This is a genomic window from Aeromonas sp. A35_P (assembly GCF_002259925.1).
Lineage (GTDB): Bacteria > Pseudomonadota > Gammaproteobacteria > Enterobacterales > Aeromonadaceae > Aeromonas > Aeromonas dhakensis.
In genome coordinates this window covers 1-26,027 of the sequence record NZ_NEVB01000210.1, presented here as the reverse complement: position 1 = coordinate 26,027, position 26,027 = coordinate 1, and the positions used below count along the sequence as shown (strand labels likewise).

The following is a 26,027-nucleotide window of genomic DNA, read 5'->3' as shown; positions in this document are numbered from 1 at the left end:
ATACTGAACTGACAGGTAAAATAACAGTATAAACAGTGATATATTTGGCTCCGTTGGGTCTCGCCTGTTCAATTATTTACCTTGCGCGAGATCACGAAAATGTCATTTTTCAGACATCTTACAAGGCTGTTTTTTCATGAAAGAGAGACTCACTTCACGCAAAATTATTCATTTGGCGATCGTGTTGACTATTTTGCTCGGTTTGGTTGCTTATCGAACCTGGTTCGATGGGGTGCAGACGGCGGTCGCGGGATCGGGAAAAGATCAAATTTGTGATCTCTCCCACAGCGCCTGCCCCCTGCAGACGGGGGAGACGCCGCTGAGCGCCCGCATCGCCTCGCTGCCGGTCCAGGCCGAACGTGACTTCGTGATACAGCTTCAGGGCGGCAATCCGGCCGTCACGCCGGTGAAGGCGTGGCTGGAGGGGCGGGACATGTTCATGGGGACCATCCCGGTCACTTTTGAGGCCACAGCCCAGGGCTGGCAAGGGACGACCCTGGTGGGATCCTGCACCTCGCCGATGATGGTCTGGTTGCTCAATATCGAGTGGAGCAACGGAGAGCGCCAGCAACTGGCGCTCTCCGTTGCCCGCTGAGGGCCTCTTCCTGAGGGGTAAAAGGAGGGGGCAAGGTGAAAATTGATTTGAATTTTTCAGGCAGGGCGTTACCTTGCACTGATTGTCAGGGAGTGAAGTTCATTTAATCATGATTGAAAAACAAGCATTTTATCGCACGCTCAACCAGCAGGCCCAGGCATTGCTGGAGGGAGAGCCGGATCTCATCGCCAACCTGGCCAACCTGTCCGCCCTGCTCAATCAGGAGCTGGCCGACATCAACTGGGTCGGCTTTTACCTGTTGCAGGGGGAGACCCTGGTGCTCGGCCCGTTCCAGGGCAAGCCGGCCTGCGTACGCATTCCGGTCGGGCGTGGTGTCTGTGGCACGGCGGTGGCCGAGGGCAAGACCCAGCTCATCGACGACGTGCACCAGTTTGAGGGGCATATCGCCTGCGACGGTGCCAGCAATGCCGAAATCGTGATCCCGTTGCGTCGGCGTGGCGAGATCATTGGCGTACTGGATATCGATAGTCCAATCTTTAACCGCTTTGACGAGCAGGACCAGATTGGCCTCGAAGAAACGGTGCAAATTTTGGAAAGCATGCTCTAAGTCATTGCTTGATGGTTCGCAAAAGGCCCCAAGCTCTCTATAATGGGGCCTTTGTTGTGCTCGGGCGTGCCCGCGCGTTTATATGAAAGCCAAGGTTATACATGGAAAACACTGAGAAGCTGAAGAACAGTAAAGAGATCGTTGCCTACCTGGTCGAGAAATTCCCGGCCTGCTTCATTGCTGAAGGAGAGGCCAAGCCGCTCAAGATTGGCATCTTCCAGGATTTGGCCGAGCGTCTTGCTGACGACGCCAGAGTCTCCAAGACCATGCTGCGCTCCGCTCTGCGTCAATACACCTCCAGCTGGCGTTACCTGCATGGCCTCAAGGCCGGCCAGGCCCGTGTCGATCTGGACGGCAACCCGGGCGAGCTGCTCACCGAGGAGCACATCGAGCACGCCAAGCAAGCCCTGAAGGAGAGCAAAGAGCGCGTCTTTGCCAGCCGTCGTACCAACAATAAAGAAGAGAAGGCCAAGCAGCCTCGTCGTCCTGCCCCGCGCAAGGCCGATGCCGCCGCCAAGTCCAGCAAGCCGAAAGCCGCTCCCAAGGCTGCTCCGGTTGCTGACGAGGCCCCGCTGGTCAAGGTGGATGCCGCTACCCTGAAAGTAGAGCAGGGCGTGCGCGTGGTGCTGGGCAAGTCGCCGGTACCGGCCACCATCAAGGAAGTGACCAAGGATGACGTTCAGGTTCAATTGCAGACCGGCATGATGCTGCGGGTCAAATTCGAGCACCTGGTTCTCTAAGGAGACAAATGTTGAAGCATGGCGTAATTCGTTTTTCCCTCGTTGCCTGTAGCCTGGCGCTTGCCGGGCTTGCACAGGCCATCGAGCCGGTGCTCAAGGAAAGTGATTTGCCTGTGTTGGCTCAGGAGAGCCAACATGCCACGGCTAGCAAGCGAATTACCAATCTGTTTACCCGCTCGCATTACAAGCAGTTCAAGCTGGACGATGCCTTTTCCTCCGTGATCTTTGACAAATATCTGGAGAATCTGGATTACAGCCGCAACCTGTTTCTGGCCTCTGACATCAGCCGTTTTGAAAAGTACCGTACCGGCTTTGACACCGACCTCGAAAGAGGGCGGCTGGCACCGGCCTACGAGATGTTCAACCTGAGTCAGCAGCGGCGTTATGAGCGGTTCGAATACGCCCTGAAACTGCTCGATACTCCTTTCGATTTTACCCAGCCCGACAACTATGTGTTTGATCGGGAAGGGGCGGCCTGGCCGAAAGACGAGGCAGAACTCAACGAGTTGTGGCGCCAGCGGGTCAAGTTCGATGCCCTGAGCCTCAAGCTCAGCGGCAAGGAGTGGCCCGAGATCAAGGAGCTGCTCGGCAAGCGTTACAACAACGCCATCAAGCGGATGTCCCAGACCGAGAGCGAGGATGTATTCCAGCTCTTCATGAACTCCTTCGCTCGCGCCATCGAGCCGCACACCAGCTATCTGTCTCCGCGCAGCGCCGATCGTTTCAACACCGAGATGAACCTCTCGCTGGAGGGGATTGGGGCCGTGCTGCAGGCCGAAGATGACTTCACCGTCATTCGCTCTCTGGTGCCCGGCGGCCCGGCCGCCAAGTCCAACCACCTGAAACCGGACGACAAGATCGTCGGGGTAGGGCAGGACGACGGCAAGATTGTCGACGTGATAGGCTGGCGTCTCGATGACGTGGTCGAGCTCATCAAGGGGCCCAAGGGCAGCAAGGTGAAGCTGGAGATCCAGCGCGGCAAGGGCGCCAGCGCCAAGACCGAGCAGATCGAGCTGGTGCGTGACAAGGTGCGTCTGGAAGACAGGGCCGCCAAGTCCAAGGTGATCACCGTCGAGGGCAAGAAGATCGGCGTGCTCGAGATCCCGAGCTTCTACGTCAACCTGCACGACGACGTGATCAAGGAGCTCTCCAGCCTCAACAAGCAGAAGATCGAGGGTCTGATCGTCGATCTGCGCGGCAACGGTGGCGGTGCGCTGACCGAGGCCTCTGCCCTGAGCGGCCTGTTCTTCGCGAGCGGTCCGGTGGTGCAGATCCGGGATCACATGGGCCGCATCACCGTCAACGGTGATGACGACGGCAACGTCTACTACGGTGGCCCCATGTCGGTGATGATCGACCGCTACAGCGCCTCGGCCTCCGAGATCTTCGCTGCCGCCATGCAGGATTACGGTCGCGCCCTGATCCTCGGCGAGAACTCGTTCGGCAAGGGCACGGTGCAGCAGCATCGCAGCCTGGCCAAGGTCTACGACTTCTACGAGCAGCCGCTGGGTCACGTCCAGTACACCATCGCCAAGTTCTACCGGATCAACGGTGGCAGCACCCAGAACAAGGGCGTCGCCCCGGACATCAGCTTCCCCACCGCGGTGGCACCGGAAGAGACAGGCGAGAGCCGCGAGTTCAACGCCCTGCCGTGGGACAAGATAGCGTCGGCCAAGTACGACAAGCTCGGTAACTTTGCTAGCTTGCTGCCCAAGCTGCAGGCGGCCCACGAGGCGCGGATCAACAAGGATCCTGAGTTTGCCTACGTGATGCAGGATATCGCCGAGTACAAGGAGGAGAAAGACAAGAAGTCGGTCTCCTTGAACGAGGCGGAGCGTCTGGCTGATCAGGCCAAGCAGGACGAGAAGGCGCTCAAGCGCGCCAACGAACGCCTGACTCGCCTGGGCAAGCCGACGGTGAAGAGCCTGGACGATCTGCCTGCCGATTTTGAGGCACCCGACGAGTATCTGGTCGAGGCTGCCAACATCACGGCGGATCTGGCCAAGCTCAGCAAACGCGGCTGAACAGGGACAGCCAATTAATCAACAAGGGCGACTGAGGTCGCCCTTTCCTTTGCCTGAATGCAAACTATTTGACCCTGCCAACCGGTTATGACAGCCTCTGACACGTCAATAACAAGCGTGGAAGCAAACAATAATGACCGATCACTCCTAGGCCATGACGGCCAAATATCGCCAGGATTACCAGGCTCCGCTCTACTGGTGCGACAGCATCGACCTCGATTTCCAGCTGCAGGAGCCGCAGACCCGGGTCACCGCCATCTCCCGCCTGCGTCGTAACGGCGACCACAAGGAGCCGCTGGTGCTGGATGGCGAAGGGCTGGTCCTGCACGCCATCAGCGTGGACGGGGTTGCCTTTACCCAGTACGAGCAGGGCGAGAGCAGCCTGACCCTGTTCAACCTGCCCGCCGAGTGCGTGCTGACCATAGTCACCGACATCAACCCGGCCGCCAACACCGCGCTGGAAGGGCTCTACAAGTCCGGCGATGCCTACTGCACCCAGTGCGAGGCGGAAGGGTTCCGACGCATCACCTATTACATGGACAGGCCCGACATTCTGGCCCGCTACAGCACCCGTATCACCGCTGACAAGGCAAAGTTTCCTTTCCTGCTCTCCAACGGCAACAAGGTCGACAGCGGTGATCTGGGTGACGGCCGCCACTTCGTGCAGTGGCAGGATCCCTTCCCCAAACCGAGCTACCTGTTTGCCCTGGTGGCCGGGGACTTCGACGTGGAGCGCAGCCATTACGTCACCAAGAGCGGCCGCAAGGTAGCTCTCGAGATCTTCGTCGACAAGGGCAACCTGGACCGCGCCGGTTTCGCCATGGAGAGCCTCATCAACTCCATGCGTTGGGATGAGCAGCGCTTCGGCCTCGAGTACGACCTCGACATCTACATGATCGTGGCGGTGGACTTCTTCAACATGGGCGCCATGGAGAACAAGGGGCTCAACATCTTCAACTCCAAGTTCGTGCTGGCCAATCCGGCCACCGCCACCGACAGCGACTATCACGGCATCGAGCGGGTGATCGGCCACGAATACTTCCACAACTGGACCGGCAACCGCGTCACCTGCCGCGACTGGTTCCAGCTCAGCCTGAAAGAGGGGCTGACGGTGTTCAGGGATCAGGAGTTCTCCTCCGATCTGGGCTCGCGCGGGGTCAATCGCAGCAACAACGTGCGCACCGTGCGTGGCCCGCAGTTTGCCGAGGATGCCGGTCCCATGGCCCACCCGATCCGCCCGGATGTGGTGATCGAGATGAACAACTTCTACACCCTGACCGTTTACGAGAAGGGTTCGGAAGTGATCCGCATGCTGCACACCTTGCTGGGCGAGGAGGCCTTCCAGGCGGGCATGCGCCTCTATTTCGAGCGCTTTGACGGTCAGGCGGTCACCTGCGATGACTTCGTGCAGGCGATGGAGGATGCCTCCGGGGTGGATCTCGGTCGCTTCCGTCGCTGGTACAGCCAGTCCGGTACCCCCGAACTCACCGTGTCCGACGAGTACGATGCCGACAGCGGCGTCTATCGCCTGCATGTGAGCCAGCACACCCCGCCGACCCAGGATCAGCCGCAGAAACTGCCGCTGCATATCCCCCTCGACATCGAACTCTATGATGAGCAGGGGGCCATCATCCCGCTGCAGTACCAGGGCAAGGCCATCGGCAACGTGCTCGACGTGTTGGAAGCGGAGCAGACCTTCGTGTTCGACAAGGTATCGGTCAAGCCGGTTCCCTCCCTGCTGCGGGACTTCTCGGCGCCGGTCAAACTGCATTTTGACTACAGCGACGAGGCATTGGCCTTCCTGATGCGCCATGCCCGCAACGAGTTTGCCCGTTGGGATGCGGCGCAGATGCTGATCAACAAGGCGGTCATCGACGGCGTGGCCCGGGTGCAGCACGGGCAGGGGGTTGAGCTCTCCCAGACCCTGCTGGCGGCCTTTGTCGCCATTCTGGATGACGGCGAGCTGGATCCGGCCCTCAAGGCGGAGATCCTGGCGCTGCCGGGCGAGGCGACCCTGGCCGAGCTGTTCGAGGTGGCCGACATCGATGCCATCCATCAGGTGCGCAACGAGATCCAGACTTCTCTGGCCCAGGCCTTCGGAGCACGTCTGGTGACCTGCTACGAGAGTTTGCGCTTGCCGGTTTATCAGGTGGTGCACGCCGACATGGCCAAGCGGGCGCTCAAGGGGGTCGTGCTGGGCTATCTGGCGGCCCTCGACGCCGGCAGTGCCGATCTGCTGGTGCGCCAGCAATATGCCACCGCCGACAACATGACCGACACCCTGGCGGCGCTGCAGGTGGCCAACAGCCACCTGTTGCCGTGCCGCGCCGAGCTCTTGGCCGACTTCGAGGGCAAGTGGGCCAAGGACGGACTGGTGCTGGACAACTGGCTGCGGCTGGTGGGTGCCAAACCGGCGGAAGACGTGCTGGAAGAGGTGAAGCAGGCGATGGCGCACCCCACCTTCAGCATTCGCAACCCGAACCGGCTGCGGGCGCTGGTGGGCAGCTTTGCCATGAACAACCAGGTGCAGTTCCATGCGCGCGATGGTCGCGGCTATCGCTTCCTGACCGATCTGCTGATCGAGCTCAACGAGGTCAATCCGCAGGTGGCCTCCCGCCTCATCACTCCGCTCATCCAGTTCAAGCGGCTCGATGAGGGGCGCAAGGCGCTGATCCGCACCGAGCTGACCCGTCTGGCCAACCTCGAGGGGCTGGCGCGGGATCTGTTCGAGAAGGTGAGCAAGGCGCTGCAGCAGTAAGTCCGAGCGGGCGGGGGAGTCATCTCCCGCCCTTTACCGTGAATCTTCAACCACGACCAGAGGAGTCATAGTGAAGCAGTTTACCTTTCGCCTCTCATTGAGCCATGACGAGGTCATGCTGATGTACCAGGGCCATGCCAAACGGCTGGTAGTGCGCTGCGAGCAGGGGCTGACCCTGGAACTGGGCATTGAGAAAATCCGGCCTTTCGTCGCCATCAGCGGGGTACATGGCTACTTTCGCCTGAAAACCCAGGACGATTATCGCTTTATCAGTCTCGAACGCATAAATTAACAAAACTTGAACATATTTCCGCGTAATTCACTGCTTTCAGTCACTATCTATCCGGTAAATCCGTAACCATCCAGTGGGATTTTCTGTTTTTTGCCATAACGGCAAAATTTTTCACAGCTTAAGGCGTGATCTGCCCCTTGTTTTTAACAACTCATTATCACCTTTGCTCGCCTTCCTTGATCCAAGACATTACACTTCGCAGCAACTCTGTACCGGTGGCATCCAGGGTGGATGTCTCTGTGTCGGTGGTTAATGTCGTCCGATAAGGAATATAGAAATGGCATTGAAAGACGCCCCTACCTCAGTTCTGCTCGAAAACGTTCTCAGCCTGATCCATCAGAAGTTGCCCAAGAAGAGTGCCTCCCTGGTCGAGTGCTTCGTCGCCAAGTTCTACGGCAACATGGCGAGCACCGATCTGCACGATCGCAATGACAGCGATCTCTATGGCGCCGCGCTCAGCCTGTGGAATGCGCTCAACCAGCGCACCAGCACAGAGCCCTATATCCGGGTCTACAATCCCGAGCTGACCCGCCACGGCTGGCAGTCTCCCCATACCATCGTCGAAATCATCCTGCAGGACTCTCCCTTCCTGGTGGATTCCATCCGCATGGCGCTCAAGCGCCGGGGCATCACGGCGCACATGATGCTGCACCAGCCGCTGCACCTCATTCGCGGCAGTGAAGGCAAGATCAGCGCCATTCTGGATCTGGACAACACGGCCGAACAGACCTCCGTCGAGACCGCCTTTCTCATCGAAATCGATCACCTTACCAGCGAGGAGCAGATGGAAGGGCTGACTGCCGAGCTCAACTCGGTGGCCGGTGAAGTGGCCCTGGCCGTCGGTGACTGGCAGCCCATGCTGGCACGCCTGAACGAGATCATCGACGAGCTGCCCAAACGCAAACACCCGGTCAGCAAGGCCGAGGTGGACTCCTGCGTCGCCTTCCTCAAATGGGTGGCCGCGCACAATTTCACACTGATGGGCTATCGTCGCTACGACGTCAAGGCGGTGGAGGGGGATCACGAGATCCTGCCGCAGCCGGATTCGAGCCTGGGGCTGATGAAGAACTCCATCAAGGATGAGGGGCAGCGCCTGGGCACCATGCCGGCCAGTGCCCGTCATGCCGCCCTGAGCTCTTCCCTGCTGATCCTCACCAAGTCCAACAGCAAATCACGGGTGCATCGCCCGGCCTATGTGGACTACATCGGCATCAAGCGCTTCGACGAACATGGCAAGGTGGTAGGGGAAGATCGCTTCATCGGTCTGTATGCCTCCTCCATCTACAACACCAGTGCGACCCAGATCCCGCTCATCAGCCACCGCCTCGAGCGCATCATGGCCGCCTCCGGTCACGAGAAGGGTTCCCATGCCTACAAGGCGCTGCTCAACGTGCTGGAAACCTACCCGCGCGACGAGCTGATCCAGGCTCGCGAAGAGGAGTTGCTGGCCACCGGTCTCGGGGTGCTGGAGATGCAGGAGCGCGACATGCTGCGCCTGTTCGTGCGCCGTGACGTCTATGGCCGCTTCTTCTCCTGCATGGTCTATGTCACCAAGGAGCGCTACAACACGGCGCTGCGGGTCAAGACCCAGCAGATCCTGCAGAAGTATTTCGGCAGCAACGAAGAGGTGGAGTTCAACGTCTACTTCACCGAGGGCGTGCTGGCACGGACCCACTACATAGTGCGGGTCAACAACAACAACGTGGATGTGGATGTGAACGAAGTACAGAACAACCTGATTGAAGCGGCCCGCAGCTGGGATGATCGCCTCGACTCCGTGCTGCTCTCTCACTACGGTGAAGCCCGCGGCAACGAACTGCGCCGCCGTTTCAGCACTGCCTTCCCCCGCGCCTACAAGGAAGACGTGCTGCCGGGTTCCGCCGTGGCCGACATCATGGAGCTGGACAACCTGAGCGAGGCCAATCCGCTCGGCATGCTGTTCTACCGGGCCCAGGAGGAGGAGAACGATCGCCGGGTCCGCCTCAAACTGTTCCACCGCACCGAACCCATCCACCTCTCCGACGTCTTGCCCATGCTGGAAAACATGGGGCTTCGGGTCATCGGCGAAACCCCGTATCAGGTGCGCACCCCGGCGGGCGACATCTTCTGGATCCTCGACTTCTCCATGCTGCTGCATGGGGAGCAGCCGTTCGATCTGGAGCAAAACCAGCAGCGCTTCCAGCAGGCCTTCGCGGCCATCTGGAACAAACAGCTGGAAGATGACGGGTTCAACCGGCTGGTGCTGGGGGCCGGCCTCACCGGGCGCCAGGTCTCCGTGCTGCGCGCCTATGCCAAATACATGCGTCAGACCGGCGTCTCCTTCAGCCAGTCCTATATCGAAGAGACCCTGACCCGCTACCCGGATATCGCCCAGCTGCTGTTCACCCTGTTCGAACAACGTCTGGATCCGGCCGGCAAGCAGGACGCCAAGGTACAGGCCAAGCTGCACGAGCAGCTCGCCGCCAAGCTCGATCAGGTCGCCAACTTGGACGACGATCGCATCATTCGCCGCTATGTGGAGATGATCGACGCCACCCTGCGTACCAACTACTACCAGCTGGACAAGGCGGGCAACATCAAGCCCTACGTCTCCTTCAAGCTGGCTCCCTCCAGCATCACCGACATGCCGCTGCCGCTGCCGAAGTTCGAGATCTTCGTCTACTCGCCGCGGGTGGAAGGGGTGCATCTGCGCTGGGGCAAGGTAGCTCGTGGCGGTCTGCGCTGGTCCGATCGCAAAGAGGACTTCCGTACCGAAGTGCTGGGTCTGGTCAAGGCCCAGCAGGTGAAGAACACCGTCATCGTGCCGGTCGGTGCCAAGGGCGGCTTCTACTGCAAACAGATGCCGGCGGGGGCCCCCCGTGCCGTGATCCAGGAAGAGGGCAAGGCCTGCTATCGCCTGTTTATCCGCGGCCTGCTGGACGTGACCGACAACATCATCGGTGGCGAGGTGATCCCGCCCAAATCCGTGGTGCGTCACGACGAGGACGACTACTACCTGGTAGTGGCGGCCGACAAGGGCACCGCGACCTTCTCCGACATCGCCAACGAGATAAGCCTCGAATACGGCCACTGGCTGGGCGACGCGTTCGCCTCCGGCGGCTCGGTCGGCTATGACCACAAGAAGATGGGCATCACCGCCCGTGGCGCCTGGGAGTCGGTCAAGCGCCACTTCCGTGAGATCGGCGTCAACTGCCAGACCACCGACTTCACCTGTGTCGGCATCGGCGACATGGCCGGCGACGTGTTTGGCAACGGCATGCTGCTCTCCGAACACACCCAGCTGGTGGGCGCCTTCAACCACATGCACATCTTCGTCGACCCGACCCCCAATGCGGCCAAGAGCTTCGTCGAGCGCAAGCGCCTGTTCGAGCTGCCAGGCTCCAGCTGGGATGACTACAACCGGGAACTCATCTCGGCAGGGGGCGGTATCTTCCTGCGCTCGGCCAAGTCCATCAAGCTGAGCCCCGAGATCCAGACCCTGCTCGGTACCGACAAGGCCAGCATGGCGCCGAACGAGCTGATCAAGGCACTGCTCTGCCTGAACGTCGATCTGCTGTGGAACGGCGGCATCGGTACCTATGTGAAGAGTGCCCGTGAGAGCGATGCCGAAGTGGGCGATCGCAGCAACGACGTGCTGCGGGTCAACGGCCGCGATCTGCGGGCCCGTATCGTGGGTGAGGGCGGTAACCTCGGCTTCACCCAGCTCGGCCGGGTGGAGTACGCCAGCCAGGGCGGTCGCATCAATACCGACTTCACCGACAACGTGGGCGGGGTGGATTGCTCCGACAACGAGGTAAACATCAAGATCCTGCTGAACCAGCTGGTGGCAGCAGGGGACCTGACTCTCAAGCAGCGCAACCAGATGCTCTACGAGATGACCGACGATGTGGCGCAGATTGTCATCACCAACGCCTATCGCCAGTCCCAGTCCATCTCGGTGACCAGTTTCCGCGGCGCCGAGCAGCTCAAGGAGCAGCAGCGCTTCATCCAGGGGCTGGAGCGGGAAGGCAAGCTGGACCGCGGCCTCGAGTTCCTGCCCTCCGACGAAGAGCTCTCCGAGCGGATGGCGGCAGGGCAGGGGCTGACCCGACCCGAGCTGGCGGTGCTGGTGGCCTACGGCAAGATGGTGCTCAAAGAGCAGCTCAACTGCCCGGAAGTGACCGACGAGCCCTTCCTCGCCAACATGCTGGTGACCAGCTTCCCGGCCAAGTTGCAGCAGCAGTTCGGGGCGGCATTGGCCCAGCATCCGCTGCGCGGCGAGATCATCGCGACCCGGGTGGCCAACATGCTGGTCAACGACATGGGACTCAACTTCGCCAGCCGGATGAAGGACGAGACCGGTGCCTCGGTGGCGGAAGTGGCCTGCTGCTTCGCCATGGCGCGCGAGGTGTTTGGCCTCAACCAGCTGTGGCGCGACATCGAAGGGTGTGACAACCTGGTGGATGCCCAGACCCAGCTCGAACTGATGTTCTACAGCCGCCGCATCGTGCGCCGTGCCACCCGCTGGTTCCTGCGCGCCCGCAACCGCAGCTGGAGCATCAGCGAAAACATCGCCTTCTTCCGTCCGGCCTTCGAGACGCTGGGTCAGCACCTCTACGAGGTGATGGACGAGAGCGAAGTGGCCGAGCATCAGCAGGCGGTCGCCGCCCTGATGGCCAAGCAGGTGCCGGAAGCCATCGCCTGTCAGGTGGCCCACATGAGCAGCCTCTTCTCCAGTCTGGACCTGGCGCAGATTGCCGCGGAGCACAAAACCGACATCCTGCGTGCCGCCAACGTCTACTATCGCCTCGGCGCCAAGCTGGATCTGCACTGGTTCCTCGACCAGATCAACCATCAGCCGGTGGGCAACCACTGGCAGGCGATGGCGCGGGCCTCCTTCCGCGAAGATCTGGACTGGCAGCAACGCAGTCTCACTTCCGTGGTACTGGAAGGGTGCAAAGATCAGGGAGAATGCGCTACCATACTGGCCGACTGGATTTCGGAGCATGAGCAACTCTTGTCCCGTTGGACCCATATGTTGGCCGACTTCAAGACCACCAGCACTCACGAGTTCGCCAAGTTCTCGGTGGCCTTGCGAGAGTTGAACCTGCTCCAGTTGAATTGCCGAACCTCGGCATAACCCCAAAAGCCCCGGCCAGTTGCCGGGGCTTTTTTTAAGGAGCAAACATGCTGTACCCTCTCGCCAGGCATTTCCTGTTCAAGCTCAATCCGGAACAGGCGCACGATCTCTCCATCAAATATTTGCCCCGCCTTCTCGGTACTCCGCTTGATTGTTTCTTCCGCCACTCCCTGCCCAAACGCCCCGTCACCGTCATGGGGCTTTCTTTTGCCAATCCGGTGGGTCTGGCGGCCGGGCTCGACAAGGACGGTGAGTGCATCGATGCCTTCGGGGCCATGGGATTCGGTTTTATCGAGGTCGGTACTGTCACCCCCAGACCCCAGAGCGGCAATGACAAACCGCGCCTGTTCCGGGTCATTCCGGCCGAGGGGATCATCAACCGGATGGGTTTCAACAACAAAGGGGTCGACCACCTGGTCGCTCAGGTCAAGCAGGCCAAATATCAGGGGGTGATCGGCATCAATATCGGCAAGAACAAGGACACCCCCATCGAGCAGGGTAAGGATGATTATCTGATCTGCATGGACAAGGTGTATGACCACGCCGGTTATATTGCCGTCAATATCTCTTCCCCCAATACCCCTGGGCTGCGTTCGCTGCAATATGGCGAGGCACTGGATGAACTGTTGGCCGCCCTCAAGGTTCGTCAGCAGGAGCTGGCCGCACAATATAAGAAATACGTACCGCTGGCCGTGAAAATAGCCCCGGACTTGACTCCGGATGAAATTAATCAAGTCGCTGCATCCTTGATAAAAAATGGTATCGATGGCGTGATTGCCACCAATACCACCCTCGAGCGCGACATGATTTATGACATGCCTCATGCCGGTGAAGCGGGGGGGCTCAGCGGTCGCCCTCTGCAGCACAAGAGCACCGAGGTGATCCGCCAGCTGGCCAAGGCGCTGGATGGTGCGCTGCCCATTATCGGGGTCGGCGGCATCGACAGTGCCATGGCGGCCCGCGAGAAGCTGGCGGCGGGTGCCAGTCTGGTCCAGATTTATAGCGGTTTTATTTATAAAGGCCCGGATCTGGTCAAAGAGATTGTGACCCATATATAAGAAATAAATCGGTGCCCTTTATTTAAAGTTGCTGAAATTCTCGACATGGAATAAAGTCGAGTAACGACTTCCAGTAAGGGCACCTCCATGTGTATCCAACCCAATGACAATTGGCAGTGGCATTATGATGCTCATGACGATCGTCTGATGCTGGATTTATCCGATCGCATGATATTTGCCACCGAATATAAAGGGCGGCAATTGGTGCCTAGCTCCTTCACCACCCAGCCGTTTTGTGTGGATGATGCCGCGCTCTATTATCAGCTGATGGACAGGGTGGCAGAACTGGAGTGGAGCGTGCCCCATCAGGTGCAGCTGGTCCTCAATGCCATCGCCGTCAGCCGCTTTTACAAGCCCTTGATGCCACAGAGCTGGTTCTTTGGCGAAACCCATCCGGTTATCACTCCTGAAACCGGTGCACTGGTATGCATGGGCACGCCTCATGGCAGGGGGGAGTTTCTGGTGATTGAAGCCGGCGATCAGGCCAGCGTATGTTTGAATCTGACCGATGACCTGATATTGACCACCAGCAAGACGCTGCCCAAGTTTGGTGTCATCAAGGTGATGAACAATCGCATGAGTCCAAGACCCGCGACGCAGGCGCAATATCGCCAAGTTGGTTGATATATTTCCCTATTACTCCTTCTGTTATCTGAAGATGACAACTGACACGATACCGCTTGTCGCCACCAATTTTTACCTATTCTGAACCTGATCTGAATGCTCATGGCGCTGATCGGTATTTAATTTCATTGTGACTGCTGTGGCCAGTGGAAATGTGAACCGTGCCACTTGAGGCTTTCCCTCAAACTACGTAATCTCAATATGCGAGCGTAATTGTGTGCGTGTATCTGGTTGATACGTGTAAGTAGCATGATCAAGGAAATGACTCATGAAAATAAACAAGTATCTATTGACCAGCAGTCTATTCCTTCTTCCCCTGACTACCTCGGCGGCAGAAGATTTGTCAGTGCTCATCTATGGAGCATCAATACACAGCGGGTGTGAGAAGGCCAAAGGGCCGCACGGGAAGACCTGTGACTTCAACAATATCAACCCTGGTCTGGGCGTTGACTGGGTATTCTTGGGGGATCAGGACACCGGCAAGCTTTCACTGCGTGGTGGGGCTTATGAAGACTCTTATGAAAAACTGGCAGCTTTTGCCGGCTTTATGTACCGCAAGGAGTGGTATTTGACCGAGAGCTTCTTTGCTGGTCTTGGGCTGCAGGCCGGCTATCTTGATGGCTCTGGCATGAATGGTTTCGCCGTACTTCCAGTAGTCAGCCTTGGTTACAAGAATCTGGCATTGGAAATAGGGTACGCTCCCAAGATGGACCACGTCCCCGGCAGAAAACATGCCGCAGTGACTTCATTTGGTTTGCGCTGGGCAATTTAGGATAGCCAGACCGATGACAGACCCGCATCAAGCGGGTCTTTTCATTTCACACGGCTCCGCTTGTCGCGGTCAATTGCGTCAAATACAGGGAATTGCTCCTTCACTCTGGCGCCAATGAATAAAGACCAATAAAAATGCCCTCACGTCAATTTGAGGCGAGGGCGACAAACACACACTACAGGAGGAATAAGCTGTTGTATCAACAACACGGAACTATTCTAAAACCTGTAGTTTCTCTTGAAACCTGATAGATATGACAGGCGGGACGATGCCGGCATAAGCGGGGAGGGGATGTAAAAAAATAGCCCTCCCGTTTACGGACGATAACGGGAGGGCAAAGCACGGGGTTTACAGAAAGGACTTGCTCTGTCGTGAAGAATAATAACTACTTGAGTCTTGTTTGACTCCTGTCAGATATGGCAATTCAAAAGAGGGAGAGGGGGAATATATATCCGGATAACGGATCAAGACTTGCTCGTAAAATAGCCGAGGTTGCTTTTTGTGCCATCACTCGCATTGACGTTGCGTGTGCTGTCGTTACGTGACCACTCGCTTGCCATCAAGGCTGCGATTACCGGCCTTCATCTCGCACCTGCGTAACCACTGCCTCTGGGTCGACTGCGCGCTCTTTATGCCGACATGCCCAAGCTTTTGCTGCTCCGGATCGCCGCTTAAGGTATAATGCGGCACTATTTTTATGGCTTCCCCGTGAGCGTGATGAAAGAATTTTTTGCAACCTGCCCCAAGGGGCTGGAAAACCTGTTGGCCGTCGAGCTGACCAATCTGGGTGCAGAGCAGGTCCGCGAGACCGTGGCCGGCGTCCATTTCTGCGGCGAGCTGGCCATCGGTTACAAGGCCTGTCTGTGGAGCCGTTTCGCCTCCCGCATCGTGCTGGTGCTCTCCGAGTTCCAGATGAACGACGATCTGGACCTCTATCTGGGCGCCCATACCATTCCCTGGGAAGAGCACTTCTCCGGCACCGCCACCATAGCGGTGGATTTCACCGGTACCAATGCCTCCATTCGCAATACCCAGTACGGTGCGCTCAAGATCAAGGACGCCATCGTCGATCGCTTCACCAAGCGTGGTCATGTGCGCCCGGACGTGGACAAGAAATCCCCGGACATTCGCATCATGGCTCATCTGGGCAAGGGCAAGGCCAATATCACGCTGGACTTGTCAGGCCCCGCGCTGCACCAGCGCTTCTATCGTCAGGGCACCGGCGAGGCGCCCCTCAAAGAGAACCTGGCCGCGGCCATGATTGCCCGTAGCGGCTGGGCCGGCGAGCCCATGATGGACCCCATGTGCGGTTCCGGCACCCTGCTGATTGAAGCGGCCTTTATCGCCGCCGACATGGCGCCGGCCCTGCGCCGCGAGCGCTTCGGTTTCGATCGCTGGATGCAACATGACAGCGAACTGTGGCAGAGCCTGATGATGGAGGCGCAAGTGCGCGCCAAACGCGGCATGCAGCGCTGTGAGGTGAGGCTGTTCGGTTGTGATGCCGACTCCCGTGTGCTGCTCAAAGCCCGTGACAACGCCAAAGCCGCCGGCGTGGCCCATCTCATCACCTTCAAGCAGGCCGATGCGACCGCCCTGGAAAACCCGCTGCCCATGGCGGCGGAAGGGGAGACTCGTCAGGTCGGCATGCTCATTTCCAACCCGCCCTATGGCGAGCGTCTCGGTGAGTTCCCGGCGCTGCTGGAAGTGCACCAGGCCCTTGGCGATGCCCTGCGTCGCAGCTTCCAGGGCTGGAAAGTCTCGATCCTTTCTGCCTCCCCCGAACTGCTTAGCTGTCTGCGCCTGCGCGCCGACAAGCAATATCGCCTGTTCAACGGGGCGCTCGAGTGTCAGCTGCGCAACTACCAGATCGCGCTGGACTCCGTAGCCTCGCAAAAAGAGGTGGCGCAGGACTTTGCCAACCGCCTGCGCAAGAACCTGAAGGCCCTCGAGAAGTGGGCGAAGAAAGAGAATCTCGACTGCTACCGCCTCTACGACGCCGATCTGCCGGAGTACAACGCCGCCATTGACCGCTATCAGGATTATCTGGTGGTGCAGGAGTACGCGGCGCCCAAGGATATCCCCGCTCAGAAGACCCGTCAGCGCCTGCTCGACATGGTGCAGGCCGCCATCAAGGTGACCGGCATGGACGGCGAGAAGGTGATCCTGAAGGTGCGCGAGCGTCAGGAAGGCAAACAGCAGTATCAGAAGCTCTCCGAAGAGCAGCACCGGATGGAGGTGCAGGAGTACGGCGCCCGTCTGTGGGTCAACCTCTACGACTATCTGGACACCGGCCTGTTCCTCGACCACCGTCAGACCCGCCGCATGCTGGGCGAGATGGCCCGTGGCAAGCGCTTCCTGAACCTGTTTGCCTACACCGGCAGTGCCACCGTGCACGCGGGTCTGGGCGGTGCCAGTGAAACCACCACGGTGGACATGTCGCGCACCTACCTGAACTGGGCGCAGGACAACATGCGCCTCAACTCGCTGGTGGGCCGCGAGCACAAGTTCGTGCAGGCGGACTGCCTGAAGTGGCTCTCCGAGGCGGACGAGCAGTACGACCTCATCTTCATCGATCCGCCCACCTTCTCCAACTCCAAGCGGATGGATGAGAGCTTCGACGTGCAGCGCGATCACCTGTTGCTGATGCAGCACCTCAAGCGGCTGCTGGCCGCGGGTGGCACCCTGGTCTTCTCCAACAACAAGCGCCACTTCAAGATGGATCTGGCCGGTCTCGAGGCCATTGGGCTCAAGGCCCAGAACATCACCGGCAAGACCCGGCCGAAGGATTTCGAGCGCAACCAGCATATCCACAACTGCTGGATCATCACCCATGCAGAGGCCCAAGGCTGATGCTGACCCTGTTTCACACCGACGGTTGCCATCTGTGCGAACAGGCCTGGGCGCTGGTGGAACAGGCCGGCCTTGCCGGCAGGACTCGCCGCTGCGACATTCTGGATGACGCCGACTGGCTCGAGGCCTACCGGGTGCGCATTCCGGTCGTACGCGACGAGGCCGGGCGTGAACTGGGTTGGCCCTTTACCCAGGCGGAGCTGCAAGCGTGGCTCGCCGCCCGGGAGTAGTGGGCGATTTGACGATGAAACGGGGGGAGACTCAGTCTGCCGCCCGTTTTTTCATTAGCAAGAAGGAACAAGAATGGCTCTTTTGACATTGCACGGCGCTTCCCTGTCGTTCAGTGATTTTCCGCTGCTCGACCAGGCCGAGCTCACCATTGAGCGGGGCGAGCGCCTCTGTCTGGTGGGACGCAACGGGGCGGGCAAGTCCACCCTGATGAAGGTGATCGCCGGCGAACTGCCGCTGGATGACGGCCGTCTGGTCCTGCAGCAAGACTTGAAAGTGACCCGCCTCGAGCAGGATCCCCCCGCCTCGAGCGAGCTCACCGTGTTTGACTACGCCGCCGAAGGGCTGGCCGGGGTAGGGGAGCTGCTCAAGCAGTATCACCATGTCTCCATGGAACTGGCACACGATGCCTCCGATGCCAACATTCGCAAGATGAGCCAGCTGCAGGAGCAGCTCGACTACCAGAACGGCTGGCAGTTCGAGACACGCATCAACCAGGTGCTGACCCTGCTCGGTCTGGATCCCGACGTGACCCTCGACAGCCTCTCCGGCGGTTGGCTGCGCAAGGTAGCACTGGCCCGTGCGCTGGCCTGCGATCCGGATCTGCTGTTGCTGGACGAGCCAACCAACCACCTGGACATCGATGCCATCAACTGGCTGGAAGAGTTCCTCAAGGATTTTCGCGGCGCCATCGTCTTCATCTCCCACGACCGTGAGTTCATCCACAAGCTGGCGACCCGGATCATCGATCTGGACCGCGGCGTGATCACCTCCTGGCCCGGCAACTACGACGAGTACCTGCAGGGCAAGGAGGAGTGGCTGCGGGTCGAGGAGCTGAAAAATGCCGAGTTCGATCGCAAGCTGGCCCAGGAAGAGGTGTGGGTGCGCCAGGGGATCAAGGCCCGCCGTACCCGCAACGAGGGACGGGTACGCGCCCTCAAGGCGATGCGCATGGAGCGGACCCAGCGCCGTGAGCTGCAGGGCAAGGCCAAGCTGCAGCTGGACGAGGCGGGCCGCTCCGGCAAGCTGGTATTTGAAAGTGAAGGCTTGGGTCTCGACTTTGGCGATCGCACCCTGTTTCAGGGGCTGGATCTGCAGGTGCTGCGTGGCGACAAGATTGCGCTGGTCGGCCCCAACGGCTGCGGCAAGTCGACCCTGATCAAGCTGCTGCTCGGCCAGCTCGAGGCAACCCGCGGCTCGGTGCGTCAGGGCACCAACCTGGAAGTGGCCTATTTCGATCAGTACCGCGAACAGCTCGACCCCGAGAAGACGGTGGTGGACAACGTGGGCGAGGGCAAGCAGGAGGTGATGGTGCGCGGCCGCTCCCGCCACATCCTCGGCTACCTGCAGGACTTCCTGTTTGAGCCAAAACGGGCACGCACCCCGGTGAAAGCCTTGTCAGGGGGCGAAAAAAACCGTTTACTGTTGGCCAAATTGTTCTTGAAGCCCAGTAATTTACTGATCCTCGATGAACCAACCAACGACCTGGATGTCGAAACGCTGGAACTGCTGGAAGAGCTGCTGGCGGACTATCCCGGTACCCTGCTGCTGGTAAGCCACGATCGTCGTTTCATCGACAATACCGTGACCGGTTGCTGGTTGTTTGAAGGGGATGGGCGGATCAGTGATTATGTGGGGGGCTATGCCGACATGATGGCCACCCGTGCCCAGCAGCAGTCTCAGCTGGCCGCACAGCAGGCGGCGAAGCAGCCCCAGAGCAAGGCGCCAGAGCCTGTCGTGACGCAGGCGCCGGTTGCGGCAAAATCGAAGAAACTCTCTTACAAGTTGCAGCTGGAGCTGGATAATTTGCCAGCCCGGCTGGAACAGCTGGAGGCGGAGCTGGATGCCCTGCAGACGGAGATCAACCACCCCGGTTTCTTCTCCCTGCCTGCGGAGCAAACCCAGACCAAACTGGATGCCCTGAATGCCGCAGAGGCGGCATTGGAACAAGCCTTCTCCCGCTGGGAGGAGTTGGAAGCGTTGAAACATCAGGACTAAGGAAGTAGATGAAAAAGCAATTATCCATGCTGGCCATTCTGGTCAGCGCCAGCCTGAACGCCCAGGCGGCACAGAGTCCCTTTTTCACCATTGTCGACAAATCCGACAATGGTTACGCCAGCGGGATCAGCGGCGACGGCACCGGGCTCATCGGGATCAACACCAAGAACAACATGGCCGAACACTTCTCGACCGTGCGCTTCGCCGACTTTCTGGTTGATCGCTTCCGCTTCGAGCAGGGCTGCATGCTCTCCAACTCGGTCTGCAACTCCTTCTGGAACGACAACAGCAACTTCGCCTACCAGTGGCGTCGTGATTTCCTCGACGGTGTCGATCAGCGCAACAACGTAGGCTACGTACAGCTGGGCGAGACCGACGGCCTGGTGACCGCGCTGGGTGATGTACCCAGCACCCGGGCGGGCTACAAGATGAATGGCAAGGTGCGTACCGCCTTTGCCGTGGTCGAAGAGGGCAACCCCGTCGAGCTGAAGGATGGCGCCGGCACTCACAGCCTGAGCGTGCCGACCAGCATCAAGAAGCTGGACAACGGCCAGTATCTGGTGACTGGTACCGCCGCTACCGGCAAGAACATCGCCGTCAACTCCGAAACCTACAACTGGTGCTTTGCCGGCAACGACGGCCAGTACGGTGACTACCGCTACTGCCCGGGCCTCAACACCCAGGCTAGCTTCTGGCTGGTCAACAGTACCGGTACCTTCAACAAGCTGCTGCAGGCCAACGAGTATGCCCGGGGCCGCAACGAAGTGGTGCAGACCGCTTCCGCGCTCGGCGTGGGCAAATTCAACGGCACGCTGTACGGGGTAGGGTACTCCTCCACCGGTGAGATCGGCACCAACTACCTGGATGGTCGCAACCTGGCCGCCTACTGGACACTGGATCTGGACGGCAGCAAGGTAGGCACCACCCAGATCATCCCGCTGGCCGAAGGCGAGCCCGGCAAGGATGACGCCAAGCTGCAACACAGCTGGGCCGTGGGGGTCAACGACAACGGTTATGTGGTCGGTAACCAGCTCTATCGCATCAACAAGGGCCAGAACCGCCCGGTCGAGATGTTCGTGTTCAACCTGAACACGCCGACCACCAACGCCGTGGTCTCCCTGCAGGACAAGCCGCTCTCCGGCTCCGGTTCGGAAGCGGCCGCCATCAACAACCACAACATGGTGGTTGGCTGGCGTGATTCCCGCCATCAGACCCAGCCCGTGGTCAACGGCACCAACCGCATGCAGGAAGGCTTCCTGCTCAACGCGGCGACCGGCAACAACTGGTACCTGAACGATCTAATTTGCGGTTTGGATGATGCGGGCGCCAAGCAGTGCGCCCAGAACGGTTACTACTACCATATCGCCTATGCCAGTGGCATCAGCGAGAATGGGACTGTGGCCGCGACCGCCTATCGCTACAACAGCGAGAGCGATCTGAACAACCGCACCAATGCTACCGTGGTCAGCGTCAAGCTGGCGCCAGTCGTGACCGACTACAAGAACAACGATCCGGCCGGTTATGTGGTCGCCAACGCACCGGTCAACAACCAGACCGGTCAGGATGGCGGCAGCGGTGGTGGCAGCCTGTTCTGGTTGACTCTGCTGGCTCTGCCATTTGCTTGGCTGCGCCGTTTTCAGCGCTAAAAAGTTGTGTCACCAAAAATTAATGCGGTTCAGTGTCTTGTGTCACAATGGCCGGATAGCATGAAATTTTTTGTTTGACCCTGCCAACCCCCTGGGGTAAAGATGAAAGCGACCGATGAAAAATTGGTCGCTTTTTTTGTTCCACGGAAGAGGGTCGTAGATGATGAAGAGACAAAAACGGGACCGTCTGGAAAGAGCTCGTGCTCGTGGTTATCAGGCTGGCGTGGTCGGCAAACAGAAAGAAGCGTGTCCGTATCAATGCCTGGATGCACGTGGGCACTGGCTTGGTGGTTGGCGTGATGCCATGGAAGGGCGGGGCTCAGGCCTCTTCATGAAGTAGTCGGTACTTCATCACACATTGCAAAAAGGAAAGGGGCCATGGCGGCCCCTTTACGTTGTGCGGTCTGACCGGGTGGTCAGTCAGCTCATCAGAATGCGGTGGTATCCTTGAACAGGCCCACTTTCAGGTCGGTGGCGCTGTAGATGGGGCGGCCATCCACTTCCACCACGCCATCGGCAATCCCCATCACCAACTTGCGATTGATGACGCGCTTGAATGTGATCTTGTAGGTCACTTTCTTGGCGGTCGGCAGGATTTGACCGGTGAATTTCACCTCGCCAACCCCCAGCGCACGGCCTTTGCCGGGGCCGCCTTTCCAGCCGAGGAAGAAACCAACCAGCTGCCACATGGCATCCAGACCGAGACAGCCGGGCATAACGGGGTCACCCGGGAAGTGACAATCGAAGAACCAAAGGTCCGGCGTGATGTCGAGTTCTGCCAGGATCTCGCCTTTGCCGTGCTCACCACCATGGTCATTGATCTTGACGATGCGATCCATCATCAACATGTTGGGGGCGGGCAGCTGGCTGTTGCCCTCACCAAACAGCTCGCCACGGCTGCAGGCGAGCAGCTCTTCACGGGTAAACGAGTCTTTGCCTTGTTCACACAGGGAAAGGCGGGCATCAATGGTGGAATTGTCTACGGTCACGCTGGTTATCCTTAAAATGGGTCAAAGCCGGGCCAATTTAGCGTACAGATGTTCGCTAAACAACTCCGATCACTTCGTTTATGCCCCGAGCAGCCGGCCAAACAGGCGGCGCAGCACACCCCCCTTGACGGCCTCGGTGCCGTTGAGCTCATCCAGGCGCTGCTGGATGCGGCCGAACAGGGTATCCGGCATGTCCGGTTCGCCCGCCACGCAGCCCGTCAGCAGCTCGATGGCCTCTTCCACATGGTCCACCGGGTGGATATGGAACTGGCCTGCTTCCACTGCCGCGATCACCTCATCGGAGAGGTTGAGCTGCTGGGCGTTGGTGCCGGGCAGCAGGATCCCCTGTTTGCCGGTGAGTCCGTGGATCTTGCACACCCGGAAGAAGCCCTCGATCTTCTCGTTGACGCCGCCGACGGCCTGCACGTTGCCGAACTGGTCGACCGCACCGGTGACCGCAAAGTGCTGGTAGATAGGCTGGCGGGCGAGGGCAGAGAGCAGGGCACACAGACCGGTCAGAGACGCGCTGTCACCATCGATCTCATGGTAGGACTGTTCGAACACCAGGTTGGCCGAGAGCGGGGAGGGATTCTCGGCCCCAAATTTGTTGGAGAGATAACCGTGGATGATCATCATCGCCTTGGCGTGGATATGTCCCGCCAGCTCCGCCTTGCGCTCGATGTCCGCCACGTCACCGTCACCCAGATGGACGGTGGCGGTGAGGCGCACCGGCTCGCCGAAATCGTAGGGATGCCCTGAGACCTGAATGACGGAGAGACCGTTGATCTGGCCCACTTCCTCACCATCGGTCTGCAGCAGGATCTGGCCGTCGATGACCCCCTGGTCAGACTGCTCGACCAGATAATTGAGCCGGTAATCCTGCTCTTCCAGAGCCCCGCGGATGTGCTCGTCGGTGACGACGTCCGCTTCCAGCTCACGTGCCAAGCTGTCGGCCATGCGCATGATGGCTGAGAGCTGCACCTCGGAGAGGGAGAGCCACTCCTGATGATCACAGAGCCGGCTGGCATGGCGGCAGAGGGCGGCGAGGGCGGTCGGCGTGAAGTCCAGCAGGTTCCAGCGCTCGCGCAGCCAGGCCAGATATTGCAGATAGTCAGGCAACTTCTCTTCGATGTTCACCTCGGAGACCAGGTCTGCACGCAGGAAAATGCGCTCCGACATATCTCTGTCCAGCATCTGGAATTCGGCCACATCAAGCCGGTCACCGACCAGGATCAGCTTGAGCTTGATGGGGGTGGCTTCCGGGGTAAAGAAGGGGGTGAGGGTCTTGCCTTCCTGATAGGCGTTCCAGTCCAGCTCGCCTTTTTGCATCGCGTTCTTGAGCTTGAACCAGAGATGGGGCTGATCCAGCAGCTCATCCAGCTGCAGGATCAGGTAGCCACCATTGGCCTGACGCAGCAGGCCAGGTTCCAGCAGGTGCTGGTTGGCATAGACTGAGCCTTGCTCGGTCTGGTAGTTGATGGAGCCGAACAGGGTGTCCCAGTTGAGATCGCGGCCATACACCACGGGGGCTTCCTGTTCCTCATGGTGGATCAGCAGGTTGATGAGGACCGGGTGCTGAAATTCGAGCCCCTGTGCCACATGGGCAGCCAGATCTGAGAGGAAATCATCGATCTTGGGATCGTTGTTCTGCTTGCGCATGATGCGGGTGACCAGACGCTCGGCATCCAGATGGTGGCTCATCAACTTGAGCAGTTCACCGACCATTTCACAAAACTCGATGCCGGTACCGGGTTGCAGGCGCAGCCAGATGGGTTTGAACGGATTGTTCAGGTTTTCGGTGTAGCAGAGATCGAACAGGTCGCCATCCTTGCCGTTGGAGGCGGCAATCAGCGTCTGGCAGACATCTTCATAGTCGACCCCGGGGAAACCGTTGAGCAGCATGACCGGGCAGTCGCCATCAAAACTGGCGAGACGCTTGATGCCGGAGATGGCCCTGGGTTGCAGGGCGGCAAACGGAATGGGTTCGAGCTCGCTGAGGGCAGGAAACTGTTCAATCGCAAAAGCAGGTTTTAATTGTTCTGATGTTAATTCAGCCACTTAAGACATCCGGTCGGAGATAGGATCAATTGTTGCCATTATACACAGTTCAATAAGTGGTGACAGGAAACAAGATATCACATTTAACATAATATACATTATGCGCGGTTGCGGGTGTGGAGCGTTTTAGTCTCTAGGATTGGTTCTACAACACCAGGTTGGTTTGCCATGAACGTATCTTCCCATTTCTGTTATCTCTCACTGTTGAACTCAATCGTGTAACCGATCCAGTGGTTTGTGATTGGCACTCTCGTGACGTTCGCTGTTGCCGGTGTGCAGGTATTTGGAAGTGGTATCGATGCTGTCGTGCCCGGCATCGGCTTGCACATGGGACAAGGGCCGGCCGTTGAGGTTGATGTCGTGAGTGATGCCAGTATGACGAATGGAATGTGGTGTCAGGTTGCGCATCTCGGCGCCATCCTGGGCAAAGCCATCCTGTTCCGCCAGCGTGGCGGCCGCCTGAATGACGGCCATCACCAGCTCGCGCAGCTGACGGATGCCGAGGTTGGCATTGAGCTCACCTTGTTCACGGCCGTGGGCTGCGGCCTTGTGGCGCACAAACAGTGGCGTCTGTTCATCGGGCACCGGCAGTGGCGAGAGACCGAGAAACGTCCGGTAGCGTTTGAGGGCCTCCAGCAAGGCATGGGAAACCGCCACTGTGCGGCGCTTGCCGCCCTTGCTGCGGGGAATGTAGTAGCCCCAGACGCCGGTTTTCCCGTCGCGGCGAAACTGGCCCATGACGGGGGTAAAACCCGGTCTTGCCGCTACCTCGGAGATGCGCAAGTAGCAGGCATACATCAGGCTTATCAGAAAGCGGCTGCGCTCGTGCTGCTCCGGTGATTCGGTGGCCAGCCGATCGGCCGCCTGCATTACATAGGACCACTGCAGCTCGCTGAAGGCCTGACCCTGATCATCCGGCTCCTGCTGGACGGTTCGCTTTACCCGTTGCAGCAGAAGTGCCGGGTTGCGGTCCATGTACTCTTCTTGGATCAAAAACTGGAAAAAGGCCGACAGAATGGCGAGCTTGGTCTTCATGGCTTGCTCACTGAGGCGGTACGGCAGTTCACGGCCCAGCTCCCGTTTGCCAAGGAAGGGTCGCCACTGGGGATTGGGCAGGCGCTCTCCCCACTCCTTGTCGAGCACGAACTGCGCCACATTGCGATAGGCAATCAGGGCCGCTGGCGGTGACTGACAGTAGTCTAGGTAGCGCATCATGATGCGCCGGGTCAGATCCTTCGGGCTGATGCGCATCTCGCTGAAGCACCAGTGCAAGAACGTGGTCAGTTCGCTGCGATAGGTCTTGTAGTTGTTCTCGTTGTTGCGCTGCTCCAGCAGCCAGTCGACGGCGAGTTCGTAGACGATCCCGGCATCGGGTACGTCGGTGAGGCTGAGGTTGGCCAGGTACTGATTGACCTGGGGGTTGCCCGCCTCCAGGTATGCCAAGCCATCGAACAGCGGCATGGCGGGTGGAAGTATGGTTGTGGTCATGGTCTTGCTTGAAATGGTTCTGGCTTGCGGCCTGCTCAAAGGTAATGCCGATAAATGGGGTTATCGGCATCATCGGTGGTGGGAACATCGTCAGGAAACATGGATGCAGTAGACACGTAGAATCACTGCGAACACATTCTTATCCCATTCAATGAATATGCACTCTTGTCAAAAAATTCTCGGGATAAATAGCCTGAAAATTGACTGTTAATTCTTTATT

Annotated in this window: 18 protein-coding genes; 15 read left to right on the top strand and 3 right to left on the bottom strand. The window is 59.1% G+C overall.

Features of this window, described 5'->3' with window-relative positions:
* Positions 1 to 136 precede the first annotated feature (136 nt).
* From CAK78_RS15740 to rmf, 15 genes are all read left to right on the top strand, one after another.
* The gene (locus tag CAK78_RS15740; protein ID WP_094697891.1) at positions 137 to 595 is read left to right on the top strand and encodes a hypothetical protein; all 459 of its coding nucleotides are present in this window, start codon (positions 137 to 139) and stop codon (positions 593 to 595) included.
* Positions 596 to 704: 109 nt separating this feature from the next.
* A complete protein-coding gene (locus CAK78_RS15735; RefSeq protein ID WP_094697890.1) occupies positions 705 to 1,163 on the top strand; it encodes a GAF domain-containing protein in 459 nt (152 codons plus the stop codon).
* Between the two features lie 101 nt (positions 1,164 to 1,264).
* Positions 1,265 to 1,903, top strand: a complete 639-nt coding sequence (gene proQ, locus CAK78_RS15730; protein ID WP_005300795.1) for an RNA chaperone ProQ — start codon at positions 1,265 to 1,267, stop codon at positions 1,901 to 1,903.
* 8 nt (positions 1,904 to 1,911) lie between these two features.
* On the top strand, positions 1,912 to 3,927 hold the full coding sequence (prc, locus tag CAK78_RS15725; protein ID WP_094697889.1) for a carboxy terminal-processing peptidase: 2,016 nt from the start codon (positions 1,912 to 1,914) through the stop codon (positions 3,925 to 3,927).
* A gap of 154 nt (positions 3,928 to 4,081) precedes the next feature.
* The gene (gene pepN, locus CAK78_RS15720) at positions 4,082 to 6,685 is read left to right on the top strand and encodes an aminopeptidase N (protein WP_094697888.1); all 2,604 of its coding nucleotides are present in this window, start codon (positions 4,082 to 4,084) and stop codon (positions 6,683 to 6,685) included.
* A gap of 70 nt (positions 6,686 to 6,755) precedes the next feature.
* Positions 6,756 to 6,977: a DUF2835 domain-containing protein gene (locus tag CAK78_RS15715; protein WP_094697887.1), complete on the top strand. Its 222-nt coding sequence runs from the start codon at positions 6,756 to 6,758 to the stop codon at positions 6,975 to 6,977.
* A gap of 277 nt (positions 6,978 to 7,254) precedes the next feature.
* A complete protein-coding gene (locus tag CAK78_RS15710; protein ID WP_094697886.1) occupies positions 7,255 to 12,096 on the top strand; it encodes an NAD-glutamate dehydrogenase in 4,842 nt (1,613 codons plus the stop codon).
* Between the two features lie 47 nt (positions 12,097 to 12,143).
* The gene (gene pyrD / locus CAK78_RS15705; RefSeq protein WP_024941803.1) at positions 12,144 to 13,154 is read left to right on the top strand and encodes a quinone-dependent dihydroorotate dehydrogenase; all 1,011 of its coding nucleotides are present in this window, start codon (positions 12,144 to 12,146) and stop codon (positions 13,152 to 13,154) included.
* 87 nt (positions 13,155 to 13,241) lie between these two features.
* Positions 13,242 to 13,778, top strand: a complete 537-nt coding sequence (locus CAK78_RS15700) for a cell division protein ZapC (protein WP_094697885.1) — start codon at positions 13,242 to 13,244, stop codon at positions 13,776 to 13,778.
* A gap of 268 nt (positions 13,779 to 14,046) precedes the next feature.
* Positions 14,047 to 14,550, top strand: a complete 504-nt coding sequence (locus CAK78_RS15695) for a hypothetical protein (protein WP_094697884.1) — start codon at positions 14,047 to 14,049, stop codon at positions 14,548 to 14,550.
* A gap of 681 nt (positions 14,551 to 15,231) precedes the next feature.
* Positions 15,232 to 17,400, top strand: coding sequence for a bifunctional 23S rRNA (guanine(2069)-N(7))-methyltransferase RlmK/23S rRNA (guanine(2445)-N(2))-methyltransferase RlmL (gene rlmKL, locus CAK78_RS15690; RefSeq protein WP_176452819.1), 2,169 nt, complete (start codon positions 15,232 to 15,234; stop codon positions 17,398 to 17,400).
* Positions 17,400 to 17,630 carry a glutaredoxin family protein gene (locus tag CAK78_RS15685; RefSeq protein WP_094697883.1) on the top strand — a complete coding sequence of 77 codons (231 nt, stop codon included), beginning with the start codon at positions 17,400 to 17,402 and terminating at the stop codon, positions 17,628 to 17,630. Before rlmKL ends, CAK78_RS15685 begins: the two co-directional genes overlap by 1 nt.
* Positions 17,631 to 17,703: 73 nt before the next feature.
* Positions 17,704 to 19,626, top strand: coding sequence for an ATP-binding cassette ATPase Uup (gene uup, locus CAK78_RS15680; RefSeq protein ID WP_094697882.1), 1,923 nt, complete (start codon positions 17,704 to 17,706; stop codon positions 19,624 to 19,626).
* 8 nt (positions 19,627 to 19,634) lie between these two features.
* Positions 19,635 to 21,272 (top strand): DUF3466 family protein, encoded by a 1,638-nt coding sequence (locus tag CAK78_RS15675; RefSeq protein ID WP_094697881.1) that lies wholly within the window; start codon positions 19,635 to 19,637, stop codon positions 21,270 to 21,272.
* Between the two features lie 160 nt (positions 21,273 to 21,432).
* Complete coding sequence (rmf, locus tag CAK78_RS15670) at positions 21,433 to 21,612, top strand: ribosome modulation factor (protein ID WP_005315693.1); 180 nt, start codon at positions 21,433 to 21,435, stop codon at positions 21,610 to 21,612.
* A gap of 88 nt (positions 21,613 to 21,700) precedes the next feature.
* On the opposite strand, the gene fabA is transcribed toward rmf, so the two are convergent.
* From fabA to CAK78_RS15655, 3 genes are all read right to left on the bottom strand, one after another.
* A complete protein-coding gene (fabA, locus tag CAK78_RS15665; RefSeq protein ID WP_005300828.1) occupies positions 21,701 to 22,261 on the bottom strand; it encodes a 3-hydroxyacyl-[acyl-carrier-protein] dehydratase FabA in 561 nt (186 codons plus the stop codon).
* 78 nt (positions 22,262 to 22,339) lie between these two features.
* Positions 22,340 to 24,319, bottom strand: coding sequence for a Lon protease family protein (locus CAK78_RS15660; RefSeq protein ID WP_094697880.1), 1,980 nt, complete (start codon positions 24,317 to 24,319; stop codon positions 22,340 to 22,342).
* A gap of 210 nt (positions 24,320 to 24,529) precedes the next feature.
* Positions 24,530 to 25,807: a tyrosine-type recombinase/integrase gene (locus CAK78_RS15655; protein ID WP_042051820.1), complete on the bottom strand. Its 1,278-nt coding sequence runs from the start codon at positions 25,805 to 25,807 to the stop codon at positions 24,530 to 24,532.
* Positions 25,808 to 26,027 lie beyond the last annotated feature (220 nt).

What these genes read in the sequence shown, in the direction of transcription:
- proQ (WP_005300795.1), top strand. Translation starts at nt 1,265, where the DNA reads ATGGAAAACACTGAGAAGCTGAAGAACAGTAAAGAGATCGTTGCCTAC.
- prc (WP_094697889.1), top strand. Translation starts at nt 1,912, where the DNA reads ATGTTGAAGCATGGCGTAATTCGTTTTTCCCTCGTTGCCTGTAGCCTG.
- CAK78_RS15740 (WP_094697891.1), top strand. Translation starts at nt 137, where the DNA reads ATGAAAGAGAGACTCACTTCACGCAAAATTATTCATTTGGCGATCGTG.
- CAK78_RS15675 (WP_094697881.1), top strand. Translation starts at nt 19,635, where the DNA reads ATGAAAAAGCAATTATCCATGCTGGCCATTCTGGTCAGCGCCAGCCTG.
- CAK78_RS15700 (WP_094697885.1), top strand. Translation starts at nt 13,242, where the DNA reads ATGTGTATCCAACCCAATGACAATTGGCAGTGGCATTATGATGCTCAT.
- rlmKL (WP_176452819.1), top strand. Translation starts at nt 15,232, where the DNA reads ATGCGGCACTATTTTTATGGCTTCCCCGTGAGCGTGATGAAAGAATTT.
- CAK78_RS15735 (WP_094697890.1), top strand. Translation starts at nt 705, where the DNA reads ATGATTGAAAAACAAGCATTTTATCGCACGCTCAACCAGCAGGCCCAG.
- CAK78_RS15695 (WP_094697884.1), top strand. Translation starts at nt 14,047, where the DNA reads ATGAAAATAAACAAGTATCTATTGACCAGCAGTCTATTCCTTCTTCCC.
- rmf (WP_005315693.1), top strand. Translation starts at nt 21,433, where the DNA reads ATGATGAAGAGACAAAAACGGGACCGTCTGGAAAGAGCTCGTGCTCGT.
- pepN (WP_094697888.1), top strand. Translation starts at nt 4,082, where the DNA reads ATGACGGCCAAATATCGCCAGGATTACCAGGCTCCGCTCTACTGGTGC.
- pyrD (WP_024941803.1), top strand. Translation starts at nt 12,144, where the DNA reads ATGCTGTACCCTCTCGCCAGGCATTTCCTGTTCAAGCTCAATCCGGAA.
- CAK78_RS15710 (WP_094697886.1), top strand. Translation starts at nt 7,255, where the DNA reads ATGGCATTGAAAGACGCCCCTACCTCAGTTCTGCTCGAAAACGTTCTC.
- uup (WP_094697882.1), top strand. Translation starts at nt 17,704, where the DNA reads ATGGCTCTTTTGACATTGCACGGCGCTTCCCTGTCGTTCAGTGATTTT.
- CAK78_RS15655 (WP_042051820.1), bottom strand. Translation starts at nt 25,807, where the DNA reads ATGACCACAACCATACTTCCACCCGCCATGCCGCTGTTCGATGGCTTG.
- CAK78_RS15685 (WP_094697883.1), top strand. Translation starts at nt 17,400, where the DNA reads ATGCTGACCCTGTTTCACACCGACGGTTGCCATCTGTGCGAACAGGCC.